The 16,878-nt window shown below is 42.9% G+C and carries 12 protein-coding genes and 1 rRNA gene; 6 read left to right on the forward strand and 7 right to left on the reverse strand.

The window, feature by feature from the left end; all coding sequences use genetic code 11:
- Positions 1–145 precede the first annotated feature (145 nt).
- Positions 146–261, forward strand: a 5S ribosomal RNA gene (rrf, locus tag IQ211_RS13500).
- A 47-nt stretch (positions 262–308) separates the two neighbouring features.
- On the opposite strand, the gene IQ211_RS13505 is transcribed toward rrf, so the two are convergent.
- Entirely contained in the window at positions 309–983 is a 675-nt protein-coding gene (locus tag IQ211_RS13505) for a GntR family transcriptional regulator (RefSeq protein WP_189759589.1), read from the reverse strand.
- A 420-nt stretch (positions 984–1,403) separates the two neighbouring features.
- On the opposite strand from IQ211_RS13505, the gene IQ211_RS13510 reads away from it, so the two are divergent.
- From IQ211_RS13510 to IQ211_RS13525, 4 genes are all read left to right on the forward strand, one after another.
- Entirely contained in the window at positions 1,404–2,171 is a 768-nt protein-coding gene (locus tag IQ211_RS13510; protein ID WP_189759588.1) for a LamB/YcsF family protein, read from the forward strand.
- A gap of 44 nt (positions 2,172–2,215) precedes the next feature.
- On the forward strand, positions 2,216–3,844 hold the full coding sequence (locus IQ211_RS13515) for a 5-oxoprolinase subunit B/C family protein (RefSeq protein ID WP_189759592.1): 1,629 nt from the start codon (positions 2,216–2,218) through the stop codon (positions 3,842–3,844).
- Positions 3,841–5,613: an acetyl/propionyl/methylcrotonyl-CoA carboxylase subunit alpha gene (locus IQ211_RS13520; protein ID WP_189759587.1), complete on the forward strand. Its 1,773-nt coding sequence runs from the start codon at positions 3,841–3,843 to the stop codon at positions 5,611–5,613. Before IQ211_RS13515 ends, IQ211_RS13520 begins: the two co-directional genes overlap by 4 nt.
- Before the next feature lie 94 nt (positions 5,614–5,707).
- Positions 5,708–7,810, forward strand: a complete 2,103-nt coding sequence (locus IQ211_RS13525; RefSeq protein WP_189759586.1) for a TonB-dependent receptor domain-containing protein — start codon at positions 5,708–5,710, stop codon at positions 7,808–7,810.
- A gap of 77 nt (positions 7,811–7,887) precedes the next feature.
- On the opposite strand, the gene frdD is transcribed toward IQ211_RS13525, so the two are convergent.
- The 4 genes from frdD to frdA are packed head-to-tail and all read right to left on the reverse strand — an operon-like array spanning position 7,888 to position 11,191.
- Positions 7,888–8,244: a fumarate reductase subunit FrdD gene (gene frdD / locus IQ211_RS13530; RefSeq protein ID WP_189759591.1), complete on the reverse strand. Its 357-nt coding sequence runs from the start codon at positions 8,242–8,244 to the stop codon at positions 7,888–7,890.
- Between the two features lie 13 nt (positions 8,245–8,257).
- Positions 8,258–8,653 (reverse strand): fumarate reductase subunit FrdC, encoded by a 396-nt coding sequence (gene frdC / locus IQ211_RS13535; RefSeq protein ID WP_189759585.1) that lies wholly within the window; start codon positions 8,651–8,653, stop codon positions 8,258–8,260.
- Positions 8,654–8,667: 14 nt separating this feature from the next.
- Positions 8,668–9,402, reverse strand: coding sequence for a succinate dehydrogenase/fumarate reductase iron-sulfur subunit (locus IQ211_RS13540; protein WP_189759584.1), 735 nt, complete (start codon positions 9,400–9,402; stop codon positions 8,668–8,670).
- On the reverse strand, positions 9,395–11,191 hold the full coding sequence (gene frdA, locus IQ211_RS13545; RefSeq protein ID WP_189759583.1) for a fumarate reductase (quinol) flavoprotein subunit: 1,797 nt from the start codon (positions 11,189–11,191) through the stop codon (positions 9,395–9,397). The genes IQ211_RS13540 and frdA overlap by 8 nt, the downstream gene beginning before the upstream one ends.
- A gap of 761 nt (positions 11,192–11,952) precedes the next feature.
- On the opposite strand from frdA, the gene epmA reads away from it, so the two are divergent.
- The gene (gene epmA, locus IQ211_RS13550) at positions 11,953–12,930 is read left to right on the forward strand and encodes an elongation factor P--(R)-beta-lysine ligase (protein ID WP_189759582.1); all 978 of its coding nucleotides are present in this window, start codon (positions 11,953–11,955) and stop codon (positions 12,928–12,930) included.
- 73 nt (positions 12,931–13,003) lie between these two features.
- On the opposite strand, the gene glpQ is transcribed toward epmA, so the two are convergent.
- A complete protein-coding gene (glpQ, locus tag IQ211_RS13555; RefSeq protein ID WP_189759581.1) occupies positions 13,004–14,080 on the reverse strand; it encodes a glycerophosphodiester phosphodiesterase in 1,077 nt (358 codons plus the stop codon).
- Between the two features lie 609 nt (positions 14,081–14,689).
- Entirely contained in the window at positions 14,690–16,042 is a 1,353-nt protein-coding gene (gene glpT, locus IQ211_RS13560) for a glycerol-3-phosphate transporter (RefSeq protein WP_189759580.1), read from the reverse strand.
- Between the last annotated feature and the right edge of the window lie 836 nt (positions 16,043–16,878).

Consider the following 16,878-nt stretch of genomic DNA (forward strand, 5'->3'; position numbering starts at 1 on the left):
TGTAAGCGTTGCGAGACGTTGAGCTAACCGGTACTAATGAACCGTGCGGCTTAACCTGACAACACCGAAGGGGTTTTCGGGAGTGGAAAGAGAGACGGGTTTCAGAGCAGAAAAACAGCTTGTTCGGGATTGAAAACAGGATTTGTCTGGCGGCAATAGCGCGGTGGTCCCACCTGATCCCATGCCGAACTCAGCAGTGAAACGCCGTAGCGCCGATGGTAGTGTGGGGTCTCCCCATGTGAGAGTAGGGCACTGCCAGACATTAATTAGTCAGAAAAGCCATCCGTCACCGGATGGCTTTTTTGCGTTTAATTTTCTTGGCATATTTGGTTATTTTTACGTGTATAAGCGGCCAATATCGCCCTTTCTGATAATTCCAGATAATCTTTCATTGCTTTGGCTGCTTGATCATTTTTCCCTGAATTGAGTAATTCCAGAATATGTGCATTTTTATCGATATAAGGTGCATACAAAAGCTCAGGATCATTCAAAATACCAAAAGCCAGACGCAGTTCTGCGGAAATATTGTGATAGAAAGCGATCAACCTATCACTATCAGTTAATTCTACGATTGCGGCATGAAAGTGCATATTTTCAGTTCCGGCACCAATCCAATCTTGTTGCTCGCGACATTGTTGGGCGGCTTCAACAGCTTGTTTCATTTTGGCGACACTGGGATGCATTGGATAAGCCTGAGCAAGCGCCTGACATTCAATTAACTGCCGTACTCGATAGATATCAATAATAGATGCGATATCGGGCGTTGCAACAAACACGCCACGATTAGGTTCATGTTTCAGCAGCCCTTCTTGCGTGAGAAGGCGGAACACTTCACGTAATGTATTCCGTGAAATTTCAAGCTGTTCACTCAACGCAGCTTCCGATAGTCGTTGTCCAGGTAATAACTCCCCAACAACCAGTTTATTTCTGATGGTTTCAGCGATTCTTTTGCTCAAAATTTGGGGAGAATGGTTTTTTTTCATAGTTATCCGTTAGATTTAATGGCTGATAACAAGCACCTTCAAAGCATATACGAAAGTGAATCTTCACATATTCCCCGATAACCAGCAAGTTACAACTATAGAGCCAATATAGAGCAATATTATTGTGTCTATTGCACCTAATTTGTACGTCTTGACGATAAATCCAACGAAAAATGTTAATAAAGTGATCTCTATTGGATTTTGAAGATCGATAATACAAATTTGTTTGCTTATTTCCTCATCAGATCTTATTTATTGTTCAACAATATATTCACTTTAATCAAACAATCCGCTTCTTTAATTTCACAAAGATGTAGGTATTGTTAAAAAAACAATAAGTTATGTTTTGACATAGTGCATGAGCGCCATGTCTGTCGGCTCAATCTTTGAGTTTTTTGAAATCAGCTGAGGGAAATCATCATGATAAAAACGATCGATTTAAATAGTGATCTTGGCGAAAGTTTTGGTCAATGGCGCATGGGACATGATGAAGAAATACTGGGTATCGTTAGTAGTGCTAACGTTGCTTGTGGTTTTCATGCGGGTGATCCGGTTGGAATTTTGCAAACATTGAAATCTGCGCAGAAAAACAATGTAACGATAGGTGCTCATGTTTCTTATCCCGATTTGGTTGGCTTTGGCCGACGGAAAATGGCTATAGCCAGTCATGAACTTACGGCTGATGTTATTTACCAGATTGGTGCTTTGCAAGGATTAGCGGCGGCGGCAGGCACTAAAGTGAGTTATGTCAAACCGCATGGCGCGCTTTATAACACGATCGCAAATGACGAATATCAGGCAATTGCTGTTATTGAAGGAATTCTGGCGATAGATCCTAACCTTGTGCTGGTTGGTCTGGCGGGATCAAACATTCTCAAATTAGCTCAGGAAAGAGGTGTGAGAACCATAGCAGAAGCGTTTGCTGATCGTGCTTATACCTCACAAGGAGAATTAGTCTCCCGTCGTGAAACAGGATCTGTTTTGCATGATGCGGATCTCGTTGCTCAACGTATGTTGCAATTGGTGACAGAAGGGGGAGTTGAGTCAATTGATGGCAAATTTACCCCTATTCAGGCGGATTCAATTTGCGTGCATGGTGATACTCCTGGCGCGGTAGCGATGGCAAAACAGGTTAAGACAGTTTTGCAGCAAGCAGGAATGACTATTCAGCCATTTATTCATTCATAAGAATGGATCGCATTAATATGGTTAATCATTTGGGGGAGATCGCCTTGCGTTTTTTACCTGTTAATAGCAATACCATCATGGTTGAATTGAGTGGATTGGCAGAAACATTGGCTTTGCTTGATTCACTGAACATGGCACCTATTTTGGGGATTGAAGAAATTATTCCTGCAGCGAGAACGCTGATGGTTCGTTTTCGACCGACAAAAATATCAATCCAACAATTGGCGGCCGCAATCAGTAGCCGGGATTTGCACGAGCGTAGTCATAGGACGGGAAAAAGCATAGAAATTCCTGTGCATTACAATGGTGATGATCTCGCACTGGTTGCGGAAATATTAGGATGTACTGTTCAAGAGGTTATCCAGCAACATACCGAAAATGAATATACCGTTGCCTTCACAGGCTTTGCCCCTGGGTTTGCCTATATGGTATCGAAAACCTCACAATGGAATATACCTCGCCGCAAAAACCCCAGAACGCGCATTCCGGCAGGTGCTGTTGCATTGGCAGGGGAATTCAGCAGCATTTATCCGCAGACAAGCCCCGGAGGATGGCAGCTTATCGGTATTACGACTGAACGTATGTGGGATCTTTCCCGCCCATCTCCGGCCTTATTGCAACCGGGTTATCGTGTTAACTTTCGAGATGTTGGGCGTCACCCTGCAACAATTAGTTTACCTGAAACTGGTGAGACAGAAATTAGCCTGCCTGAAACATCGGACCATAACATAGTTCTTAATCCAGGGGATTCCTGCCATTTGGAAATTTTGTCGGTGGGATTACCAACCTTATTGCAAGATCTGGGGCGGGTTGGACAGGCAAAATCAGGGATCTCAGCATCGGGTGCAATGGATAAAAGCGCCTTGCGCAGCGCAAACCGTATTGTTGGCAATTCCTCTGACCAGGCTTGTCTGGAAATCGTTTCGGGCGGGTTTAAAGCAATCGCATATGGACAGATGTTGGTTGCAATTACGGGAGCTTCATGTCCAATAGAGATCAAAACGCCATCGGGTGAAATATTCCATGTAAATACTTACCAACCCATTGATTTAAACGATGGTGACGAAATTTCGTTGGGTGTTCCTGTCGCTGGTATGCGTTCTTATTTATCGGTACGCGGAGGCTTTACGGTTCCAGCCATCTTATCCAGTCGTTCATTTGATACGTTGTCCAATATTGGGCCGTCTCCATTAAAAATGAATGATAAATTAGTTGTCGGAGAAACATCTCGCTGTGCAGCGATATCCATCTCTGAGGCTCCGGCTTTTGACATGCCAAATAGAGATAAAATCGTCGTATTGGATATCCTATTTGGTCCTCGTACAGATTGGTTTACGCAAGAGTCCATTGACTTATTGAGCAAGCAGATTTGGCAGGTAACACCTCAATCCAATCGGATTGGTTTGAGGCTAAATGGTGAATGCTCACTATCGCGAATTAAGTCACAAGAACTACCCAGCGAAGGAACATGCATAGGGGCGATACAAATTCCAGCCAGTGGGCAACCGGTACTATTTTTGGCTGATCATCCATTGACCGGAGGATATCCAGTTATCGCTTCAGTTGTTGATTATCACCTCGATCTTGCTGGCCAGATCCCCATCAATGCCAAAATTCGGTTCAACCCCATCAGCCAATTCCATGAAATTCAAGGGAGTAATGATTTGCCATGAACACCACTGTGAATCCTTTAAATAACAAAATGAATAAGAAAGTGCTGATTGCCAACCGTGGTGAAATTGCTGTTCGGATCATTCGAGCTTGCCGCGATTATGGAGTGCAGACAGTTGCTGTCTATGCGGATGCCGATATCAACGCACAACACGTTCAACTGGCTGATGAGGCTTATTCTTTAGGAGGAAATAGCCCTACAGACACTTACCTCAATATTCCTCGTTTGCTGGAAATAGCGAAGAGAGCTGGTGCAACCCTGGTGCATCCAGGTTATGGTTTTCTGTCTGAGCGAGCGGAATTTGCTCAGGCAGTGATTGAAGCTGGCTTAACTTGGATTGGCCCTAACCCTGAAACGATTGATGAGCTGGGAGACAAAGTTAAGGCGCGTAAGATAGCCCAAAAAGTGGGAGCACCGCTGGTTGTTGGGACATCCGAGCCAGTCAAAAATGTACAGGAGGTTGTCGCTTTTGCGGAGCAACATGGCTTGCCGATTGCCATCAAAGCGGCTTTTGGTGGTGGTGGACGAGGCTTGAAAGTTGCCTGGCGCATGGATGAAGTGGCAGAACTTTATCACTCAGCGGTACGTGAGGCGACAGCGGCTTTTGGCCGTGGTGAATGCTTTATTGAGCAATTTTTGGATAAACCACGCCATATCGAAGCACAGGTTATTGCGGATAAGCAGGGTAATGTTGTGGTACTTGGCACCCGTGACTGCTCTTTACAACGCCGTAATCAAAAGTTAGTGGAAGAAGCGCCCGCGCCATTTTTAACTCAGGAACAACGAGAACGTATTCATCAGTCGGCAAAAGCCATTTGTGAGGAAGCCAACTATGTGGGAGCGGGTACAGTAGAATTTTTACTGAGCGCAGATGGCACACTTTCTTTTTTGGAAGTAAATACTCGCTTACAAGTAGAGCACCCAGTAACAGAAGAAACAACAGGTATTGATCTGGTTATCGAGCAGTTGCGGGTAGCGGAAGGTTATCCATTAAGTATTCAAGAAACACCGATCCCAAGAGGGCATTCGTTTGAATTTCGTATTAATGCGGAAGATGCGGCTAAAGGTTTCTTGCCAACATCAGGCACAATCACCGAATTTATTCCGCCGGCTGGCCCTGGTATTCGTCTGGACTCTGGAGTGATTAATGGTTCTACAATTCCGGCAACTTTTGATTCACTAATGGCAAAATTAATTGTCACAGGAGCAAGTAGAGAACAGGCCATTGTTCGGGCACGTCGGGCATTGAATGAGTTTAAGATCCGTGGGGTAGCCTCTGTTTTACCTTTCCACCAAGCAGTAATGGAGCATCTTGATTTTGTTTCTGGTGATAAATTCAATGTCCATACCCGCTGGATTGAAACAGATTTCGTAAATGAACTAGAGGCTTCATTACGTCAGTTTCCACTTGCAGATAAAAATATTACCCGTACTTTTATTGAGATTGATGGCCGCAGGCATGAATTGGGATTGCCATTGGATTTATTGGCACATTTAGCCCCTGTGGGCGAACAGCCGCTTTCGTCGTCTGTGATAAAGGAAAAATTGCTGGAAGATCCTTGTCAGGTAAAAGCGCCTATTTCCGGTATCTTGCATTCTTGGATGGTTAAAGAAGGTGAGAAAGTTAGTGAAGGCGATGTAATTGCAGTGATGGAAGCGATGAAAATGGAAATACAAATCAATGCTCATCGTTCAGGAAAAATCACATTCTGTTCTCAGGCAGGGGATTATCAGGATGCAGGAAGTGTTTTGGCTAACATAAGTGAGTAATTAATATACCCTATGTTCGTCTTTAAAGTTATTTACATTTCTCTTAGAAATGTAAATAATAATGCTTCTCAATAGTATTTTTGCTTGAAAATAAATGTCTAAAATTACCAAAATTTACGCTAGCCTGGCGAAAAGTGGCCTGTGTGTTCCTTTGATGTCCGCATCTATGCTGACAGTCGCTATCTCTACCAACGCATTTGCAAATGCTGAAAATACGACTAAGAAATCGACTAATACTAGCGATACATTGGTTGTTATTGCGGATAACAATGGCCAAGATGCCCCAGAAGATAGAAAAGTTAGCCGTAATGAAATCAGAGTTAAACAAGCACAAAGTGTCGGTGAGATTTTAAAGAATGTACCGGGCGTACAAGCTGGTCACCCCAGCGCTTTAGGACAACGTTTTAAAATCCGTGGCATGGATGATCAATTCATCAACGTGACGATTGATGGCGCAAGGCAAGAAGGGTATCACTTCCACCATGCAGGAAATTATGGCATCGATCCTGAAATGTTGAAGCAAGTTGATATCAAGGTCGGTAGTAACAGTATTACCCACGATATCGGTGCTCTTGGTGGCGCATTAAAATTTGAGACTGTTGATGCCGGTGATCTGTTAGAGCCGGGACAACTTTTTGGCGCTAAAGGAAAACTAAACTACTCAAGCAATGGTTCTGAATTCCAACAATCTTTAGCAACCTATGGTCGATTGGGTGCTGCTGATTTATTAGGTTACTTTACCCATCGCAATATGCACGATTCTAAATCTGGCAGAGATAATAGTGGGCGAGATCCAATTCCGACAGATGGAAGGTTATTAAATTACTTATTAAAAGCGAAATTTAATCTGACAGATGAACAGTATATTAATGTATCAAAAGAACATTATAAAAATGATGCGGTAACCAATCATAGGTTAAATTTTGGTAATGATGTCAGCCCTAAAGTAAATAACGGAAATAAAGCGAAGTACGCTATTGATCGTGATACCCACAGTATCATTTATGGATATGCACCAGTTGATAACGATCTGATTGATTTAAAACTAACCGCTTATCATACAGAACAGACCTCTACCCATATGAAGTCTGTAAGTGGAAATGGGAAAGGATTCGATAGTTTTGTTAAAACTCAAGGTATTAAAGTTCGTAATATTTCTAGTTTTGATACCCAAAAGTTAGCTCATGCTTTAACTTATGGATATGAATATTTTGATACCAGAATGGGATATACGGATGTAAAAGAGAATGCATACAAAAAAGAAACAGAAAGAGGAAATGCATCAGCTGTTTATTTAGAGGATGATATTCAATTAGCTGATTTCCACATCATACCGGGTGTTAGATGGGATCACTACAAATATCATACCATTAATAATCATGAATCTTTTGACCGAACTTATGCTCACTTCTCAAAAGCACTCGGATTAAAATACGAGTTTGGGGCGTCCACAACATTATTTGCCAACTATACCGAATTATTTAGAGGGCCATTAGGTAAAGAGCTAGGTAGGGGCATAAGCAACCATAGTAATAACCTGAAAGCAACAACGGGTTATAACTTGGAAACAGGTGTAGCAGGTACTTATCCTGGTATTTTTACTGACAATGACTCGCTGGTTGTATTAGGTAAAGTATTCCAAACAAACTTTAAAAACCTGTCTACAACTTTAGCCAAAAATGAGCTGCATAATATCCCGAAAGCCAGACTGCAAGGGTTTGAATTAGCGACGAGCTATAAACTGGATAATTTATCTTTAAAAGCCACTTATGCCAAAGTCAATAATAAGATTATTGAAGGTAATGGGCTGTTTGATAAGGCTTTTACCAGAGGATTAGAGTTTGGGCCATCAGTGGGTGACTCTATTACCGTAGGCGGTAGTTACTTATTTGATACCACTGACATTGAATTCGGCTGGAATACCCGCTTTGTTCTGTCAAAGAACTCAAAAGGTAAAGACACAAATGATAAGAAAGAAGCCATTATTGTTGATGTACATAAACAAGGATATGGCGTAAGTAATATGTATGTCTCTTGGGCGCCAAAAACAGGAGCATTTAAAAATACTGAACTCCTGTTTGGTATCGATAATATGTTCGATAAGCGCTACAGAGAACATTCTTACTACTTGGGTACAACACCAGGACAAGAAGAGAAAGGCCGCACATATAAAGCGACAATTTCTTATAAGTTCTAATCAACATATCTTAAAGGTTTCAAATACCTTTTGTAACAAGTCTGCGGTTGATCCGCAGACTTTTTCCTGATTCTCAATTACAGCGTAAAAATCCCGATTAAAGCAATAACAGTCAAAATTGCGGCGGCGCCATAAAACACCCACTTACTGGCGGGAATAGGGATTTGCAGATCATGCATACCATGATGCAGGCGGTGCAAACCGCACCATAAAGGCAAGCTAATCATCAACAGTAAAAAGATGCGGCCAATAAAACTTTGGCAAAAGGTCAGGATACGTTCATAAGAAAGCGCTTCTGGCGCCAATCCCAGTGGCAGCAAAATACCCAGTAGCAGAATGATTGCTGGTCCAATAATAGCGCTCCACATACCGCCGGCACCAAATAGCCCCCAGAAAATCGGTTCATCGGAACGTTTAGGTACTTGATTCATCAGCTCCTCCTTGGGGTTAAAAAAACAGGGCTACGCCGAGGATCACGACAGTAGCAATAATCGTGATTGTCCATAGCAGCTTGACAATCGGCTCTGGCGGCATTTTCTCATTCTTAACGATAATATTGAGCGCCTTGGGCGCCAGCTCAAACCAGGTTTTGGTATGCAGCAAAGTAGCCAGCAGGGTGATGATATTAATCAGCAGTACCAGTGGATTTTGCAGAAAAGAGACAAATCCTGCCCAGCTTTCAGGGCCACCTTTCAGGGCAAACAAGCCGTAAAGTACCAGGACACTGAACCAAACGGTGGGGATGGACGTTCCTTCACGTAACATATAAAAGCGATAAAAACCGAGTTTACGCCACCAGTTAGCTTCCATACCACGCACATAAGGCTTACGTTTTGTCGTCATTACTCTCTCCTCCCTTATTGTGGTTTCAGCATGGAGATAAGAAAATCTTTGGCGCTTTCTGCTTTGCTCTGTTGGATCGCACCGGCTGGATCAACATGTTTCGGGCACACTTCAGAGCAGTAACCGACAAAAGTGCAAGACCAGACGCCATTATCGCTGTTGATTTGCGGCATACGTTCTTTCTTGCCGTGATCGCGGCTATCAAGATTATAGCGATGTGCCAGCGTGACTGCGGCAGGCCCAATGAATTCAGGATTCAGGCCAAATTGAGGACAGGCGGCATAGCACAGGCCGCAATTGATACAACCAGAAAATTGATGATATTTTGCCATCTGGGCAGGTGTTTGCACATTTGGGCCATCGGCAGGTTTGCGACCATTGCCAATGATATAAGGCTTGATAGCTTCCAGGCTCTCAATAAAGTGAGTCATATCCACAACCAGATCCCGCTCAATGGGGAAATTACCTAGTGCTTCGACTTTCATTCCTTGAGCATAATCGCGCAGGAATGTTTTACAGGCCAGTTTTGGTACACGGTTTACCATCATGCCGCAGGAACCACAGATTGCCATGCGGCAGGACCAGCGGTAGGAGAGGTCAGGCGCCAGATTATCCTTTATATAACCCAATGCATCCAGTAGTGAAGTTTGTTCATCATAAGGTACTTCATAAGTGACGAAATGGGGTTCACTGTCAATTTCCGGGTTGTAGCGCATGACTTCCATTTTCAAATTGTTCATCTCAGCCATTCGCTTGCTCCTTCTGTTTTTTCTCTTGTGCAGCCGCCTCCCCCCCATAGACACGTTTCGCCGGTTGAGATTTGGTGATCTTCACATCACTGTATTCCAGACGTGGGGCACCCTCTGGGTTATAGAACGCCAGTGTATGTTTCAGGAAATTCGTATCATCACGTTCGGTACAGCCTTCATCAAGACGCTGGTGGGCGCCGCGGGACTCTTTACGATTCATGGCAGAATGCGCCATACATTCAGCAACGTCCAAACCAAATCCTAATTCAATGGTGTAAAGTAGATCGGTATTGAATACACTAGAACGGTCGCTAATTCCGATATGTTTGAAACGCTCTTTCAGTTCGGCAATTTTATCAATGGTTTTCTGCATTAATTCTGGTGTACGATAAATTCCGCAGCCTTCTTCCATGGAGGTTCCCAGTTCATCGCGGATTTTCGCCCAGTTTTCACCACCTTTCTGGTTCAGCAATTGATTGAGTTTATCTTCAACATCACGAGATTGAGCATCCAATACGCTATTATTGGCGGGTTTCACTTCCTGGATATGTTTGACTGCCTCTTCACCGGCCAGGCGGCCAAAGACAACTAATTCAGCCAGCGAGTTAGAGCCGAGGCGGTTTGCACCATGCAAACCAACAGAAGAGCATTCACCGATAGCGAATAATCCCTTGATGCGAGTTTCACACTGTTGATTCGTTTCGATTCCGCCCATAGTGTAATGTGCCGTTGGACGAACAGGGATTGGCTCTTTGACCGGATCAACGCCGACATAGGCTTTTGCCAGTTCACAGATAAAAGGCAGGCGTTCGAGCAGCTTTTTCTCTCCTAAATGACGCAGATCCAGATGTACTACATCGCCACGTGGCGTTGCGATAGTGCGGCCTGCCCGCCATTCATGCCAGAACGCCTGCGACACTTTGTCACGCGGGCCTAATTCCATATATTTGTTTTCAGGATGTCCAAGAGGCGTTTCTGGCCCCAAGCCATAATCCTGTAGATAACGATAACCTTCCTTGTTCACCAGAATCCCGCCTTCACCACGGCAGCCTTCGGTCATCAAAATACCGGAACCAGGCAGGCCGGTTGGGTGATATTGCACAAATTCCATATCGCGTAATGGGATACCGTGACGGAATGCGATTCCCATACCATCACCCGTGACAATGCCGCCATTCGTGTTATAACGGTATACACGTCCGGCCCCGCCAGTTGCCATAATGACTGCATTAGCGCGGAGCTGAACTTTCGTCCCTTCCATCATATTCAGCGCAACTAATCCGCGTGCCTGCCCTTCATCCACCAAAATATCGAGGACAAAATGTTCATCAAAGCGCTGGATTTGTGGATACTTGAGCGAAGTCTGAAACAGTGTATGGAGCATATGGAAACCGGTTTTATCGGCGGCGAACCATGTGCGCTCAATTTTCATGCCTCCGAAACGACGCACGTTCACAGAGCCATCATCCTTGCGGCTCCACGGGCAGCCCCACTGCTCTAGTTGGATCATTTCTGTCGGGCAATGCTTGACGAAATACTCAACTACATCTTGTTCGCATAGCCAGTCACCACCGGATACCGTGTCATTGAAGTGAAAATCATAGGAATCGTGTGCCTGAGTGACAGCGGCGGATCCGCCTTCTGCGGCCACAGTATGGCTACGCATAGAATACACTTTTGAGAGCAAGGCGATTTTGAGTTGAGGATTGGCTTCAGCAGCAGCGATGGCAGCTCGTAGCCCTGCACCACCGGCTCCGATAATCGCGAGGTCGACATTGAAGGTTTGCACTGCTCTTCTCCATTGTTCAAGTGAGAGTCAATCTACTATTTTTTTTATGGTTTAATTATAGCGAAGAGTGTCGGAGGTAATTTTGATATGGATGCGGGTTTTGCTGGATTTTGCCAGTAAAACGTGATCTAGCGCATGTTTTTACTGATCTAAATGTTGTGGTTAATCAATTCATCATTATACCGAGATGGGTTATATACACATTACCTTTCAAATTGCTCATTATAAGACAACATAACTCATTGTTTCTTGAAGTGAGATGGTTATATAACAGTAAATCATGAAATTAATTTGAATAACAAGAGATTGTTATTATAAATTTATATCATTACTGTCTTTTTTATTAACGGCCTATACCAATATAACTTCAAAATGCGTGTGATGTCTCCCCGCGAAGCGGGGAAATATAAGGTCTCGCCTCGTCTTGCGGATTGTAACTTGAAGTTGCATGTGTATAGATATTAATAGAGTAAAAATAATTTTAATTAAGTTTTCTTATTTATAAATAAATGAATAACAAATAGAGTTAATCGCTCTGCAAATTAAAAAATTAAGTGTATATACCAATTGTCTTTCAAGATGTGCCTTATATCTCCCTGCGTAGCGGGGAGATATAAACAATCACATTGATTTGTAAGCTGCAAATTGAAATTCATTGGGAATAAAGAATAAAGATATAAAGAAATTGAGGACAATGAATTGTCTGGTAAGCTTGATGAAGGTAAACTGCGCGTTTTGCTTTATTTTGGAGTCATAGAAATATGAACGAAAACGCGAATTGGCAGCCAAGTGCCCCTATCGCCAATTTATTGAAAAGGGCAGAGATTTTAGCAGAAATACGGCGCTTTTTCGCAGATCGTGGGGTGTTGGAAGTTGAAACACCTGCCATGAGTCAGGCGACTGTCACCGACGTTCATCTGGTTCCTTTCCAGACACAGTTCGTTGGACCGGGAGCGGCAGATGGCTTGACTCTGTACCTGATGACTAGCCCTGAATATCACATGAAGCGTCTGCTGGCAGCTGGCAGTGGTTCCATTTATCAGATGGGGAGAAGTTTCCGCAATGAGGAAGCGGGTCGTCATCATAATCCAGAGTTCACCATGCTGGAGTGGTATCGTCCACACTACGATATGTATCGCTTAATGAACGAAGTGGATGATCTGTTGCAGCAGATCTTGGATTGTGAAAGTGCTGAATCGCTGTCTTACCAACAGGCTTTTATGCGATATCTGGATATTGATCCCCTTACTGCAAGCAAAGAAAAATTGCGTGAAGTTGCGGCGAAACTCGATCTCAGCAATATCGCTGATCAGGAAGAAGATCGGGATACCTTATTGCAGTTACTTTTTGTCATGGGGGTAGAAACTCAGATCGGCATTGAAAAACCGACGTTTATTTATCACTTCCCAGCCTCTCAAGCGGCATTGGCAGAAATCAGCAAGGAAGATCACCGTGTTGCGGAGCGTTTTGAAGTCTATTTTAAAGGTATGGAGTTGGCGAATGGTTTTCGCGAACTGACCGATAGCAATGAACAACGTCTTCGTTTTGAACAGGATAACCGTAAGCGTGAAGAGATGGGCTTACCGATTCAGCCAATTGATGAATACCTGCTTGCTGCCCTTGCTCACGGAATGCCTGAATGTGCAGGTGTAGCATTAGGGGTTGATCGTTTGATTATGCTGGCACTGGGTGCTGAACGGATTAGTGAGGTTATTGCTTTTCCTGTGGGGATCTCGTAGCAAAATCATTTACGTCATTAGCCGAGGGGCTGTCTGAGACTGCTCCTCGGTTTTTCTACATTATTTGCACTGATTATTTATGTTCGTGGTGTTTTCTCAGGAACTTCACTGCCAAATCAGGGAAATCTGTGAATGCCCCATCGACATTAGCCTTGTCGAAAACGATATCAAACAATTGGTTGCCGCTGGTGGCATATTTTGGCAATTGATCGATACGGATGGTATACGGGTGTACCGCCAGATGGCTGGCGTGAGCCTCTTTTACCATGCCAGTTAATTTAATGTGGTTTGGCGTAGAGTCACTGGCGATAAGCATATGGTAATCAGGACCAATTCCATCAGCATATTTTGCGACTTCTTTCATCGCGCCAGGTTTAAACATCCAGTCATAGCTATAATTCTGCCATGTACCATCTGACTTTTGTTCGTAGGTTTCGTTCCAGTCAGTGTAAGCGATAAGCTGAATCAGTTTCAGATCCATCCCCAATTTCGGCTCTAGTTCATTCTTGATGCGTTTAAGTTCATTGGCATCAAAACATTGCAGATAAACTTTATCGCTTTTTTTGGTGTAACCATACTGTTTCAGAACTTCCAGCACCTTGCGGGTGATATCTTTGCCTTCCTGACGATGGAACCACGGCGCCTTGATTTCAGGGTAGATGCCAATATCTTTACCCGTGGATTTATTCAGGCCCTGAATAAACTCCAGTTCTTCCTGAAAGGTATGAATGTGGAAATCTGACTTACCCATCGGGAAACGTCCGGGATAGCTTTGGACTTTTTTGCCATCCTTGATATCAAAACCTTCCGTAAATTTCAGTGACTTAATTTCTGGCAGGGTAAAGTCGATCGCATAATAGCGACCGTCAGCACGGGCGCGGTTTGGGAAACGTTCTGCGACATCCGTTACGCGATCAAGATAGTGATCGTGCAGTACAATGAGCTGGTCATCTTTGGTCATAACCAGATCTTGCTCAAGATAATCTGCGCCTTGTGCATAGGCCATTGCTTTAGCGGGTAATGTGTGTTCGGGTAAATAACCGCTAGCGCCACGATGGGCGATAACAATCTTATCTGCTGCATGTGCAATACCTGACATAGATGATGCTAACAAAATACCCGCCATAATAGCCTTAATAGGTGTCTGCATTGAGGTTCTCCATTTATTCTAATAAAAGTCTTAAACAAAAAATTAGATTACTGGCCGTTTTACCGACTTTTTGTCAGCCGCCAGAAAAATAGGGTGTTCATTCGAGTCGGTTTTTATAGAAAATAATGACATAAGACAATCCTGAATATTAATTTTATCAGCAGTATGTCACAGTTTTATGACATAAAAATTTTCTCTAAGCTCTGTTTATATCCCGTTTCATTCTGGCTGTTATTAAATTAACAAAATCATAATATAAGATGGCTTTTTTATTACCAATGAAAGATCTAATGGAAAAGCATTGCCTTATACTCATTAAACTTCAAATTGCCATTGACAATACTATATGAAATCACACGCATATTGAAGTTAGATTGGTATATATAATATGAAAATAGCACATGTAAAATATAGAGTTACGATTACAATAGAACATCTTGAAAGTGTTAAATCAAAAAACTGTTAATACAGTATGGATATAAAGAAGATATCCATAAGTAAAAATAAGCAATATATTTAACGCTGTATAACATGATAACCCATGAGATCGCAGTACAAGAGAGTTGTACTGCGATTGATGTGGTTATTAATCAGCGTATTGCAATGACATCACTGACCTTGACGGGCAATTTCCTGCTTATGCTTATTTTCACTCAACATAACAAACAGCAGCAGAATAACCGAGAGGATACAACCGCCGATCATGACCATAAAGCCACCGTCCCAACCGAAGTAGTCAACGGTATAGCCGACGATGATACTGGCCGCAACTGAACCGCCCAGGTAGCCAAACAAACCGGTAAAGCCCGCGGCTGTGCCTGCTGCTTTTTTCGGTGCTAATTCCAGGGCATGTAGGCCGATTAGCATCACCGGACCGTAAATCAGGAAGCCGATAACCAGCATACAGATCATATCGATATCAGGATTACCCTCTGGGTTCAGCCAGAATACGATAGTGGCGATGGTAACAAGGATCATGAAGAATACGCCCGTGGCACCACGGTTGCCTTTAAATACTTTGTCCGACATCCAACCACACAGCAGCGTACCCGGAATACCCGCATACTCATACAGGAAGTAAGCCCAGGAAGACTTATCCATGGTAAAGTCTTTCACTTCCTTCAAGTAAGTTGGTGACCAGTCAAGAATACCGTAGCGCAGTAAGTATACGAATACGTTGGCAACTGCGATCATCCACAGTAATTTATTCGGCAAAACGTACTGCATGAAAATTTCTTTTGCAGTCAGTTCTTTTTCGTTTTTTTCCGTATAGTCAGGTGGATAATCGTTTTTATACTCTTCAATAGGGGGTAAACCACAGGATTGTGGAGTATCGCGCATTAAAGCGAAAACAATGAGTGCCACGATGATAGCTGCAAAGGCTGGCATGTAGAACGCGGCTTTCCAGTCATTGAACCAGGCCATTCCCAACATGAACAGTAATGGTGGCACGCCGCCGCCAACGTTATGTGCACAGTTCCAGACAGAAACAATTCCGCCACGTTCTTTCTGTGACCACCAGTGAACCATGGTACGCCCGCAAGGAGGCCAACCCATACCCTGGAACCAGCCGCAGAGGAACAGCAGAGAAAACATGATAGCAATGCTGGAAGTCGCCCATGGCACAAAGCCCATAATCAGCATCACTGCCGCCGCCAGTATCAAACCCGCAGGTAAGAAAACACGTGGATTTGAGCGGTCGGAAACGGAGCCCATGATGAATTTTGAGAAGCCGTATGCAATTGAAATTCCTGATAATGCAAAACCAAGATCCCCCTTAGAAAAGCCTTGTTCGATCAAGGAAGGTATGGCGAGAGCAAAGTTTTTTCTTACCAGATAGTAAGCTGCATATCCGAAGAAGATCCCCATAAAAATTTGCCAGCGCAAGCGACGATAGAGTGGATCTATTTCCTGCGCAGGCAACCGAGCCTTATGAGGCGCCGGCTTGAAAATACTTAACATATTTTTTGTCTCCACATGACTTTTGTATGAGCGAATCACCACCATCAAGCAATGATGGCGTTAAACGAAAAATTTTAGCTATTTATTTTCTATATCGAAGCTAATATTAGCTGAAAACAACCTTATATGACTGTGAGGTATCGCTAACATATAGATATAATTTCGCAAAGTCGATAATTTTGAGTGATTTAGCGCTTTTTTTGAATACAAATTATTTATATTAGTGTGACAACAGTCACAATAAACGGGCCTTTTGGGCTATTTTTTATTTTTGTACGTTTAAAGTTTGTATATATACCAATCTCTTTTCAAGATGCGTCTTATATCTCCCTGCGTAGCGGGGGAGATATAAACAATCACATTGATTTGTAAGCGGCAACTTGAAGTTAGAGTGGTATATTCTCGACCAAATAAAAGCTCATTATTATTAGGGAAATGTGCCTGATGTAGTAACCATAGAAAAGTTAGATAAATATAACCCACACAAACGTTCCTATTATAAAAATTATTTAATAAATAACTGTTGGTTTTTTCTGCCTGCTTTTTTTAATAAGTGGTACTATTTTCCTGATGGTGTTATTTAAATAATATTTTCATTTGCATATGCAATTTATTTTTATTTACATGCGTTGCGTTTTTTGTAACGCAGTTATAAATAAAATGTTTGAAATTAAAATTCAAAATAATGGATATTACTACAAATGGTTATTCATGCTGCTGATAGCAGTTTACATGCAGGGCTGGATAACTGTTTTATGGAATAAATTTTAATAATATCAATGTTTTAATTGATTTTGGTTGCAGATTGTATAGGCGTGATACACTCTGTCTTCCAA

Source organism: Xenorhabdus griffiniae (assembly GCF_015163655.1).
Lineage (GTDB): Bacteria > Pseudomonadota > Gammaproteobacteria > Enterobacterales > Enterobacteriaceae > Xenorhabdus > Xenorhabdus griffiniae.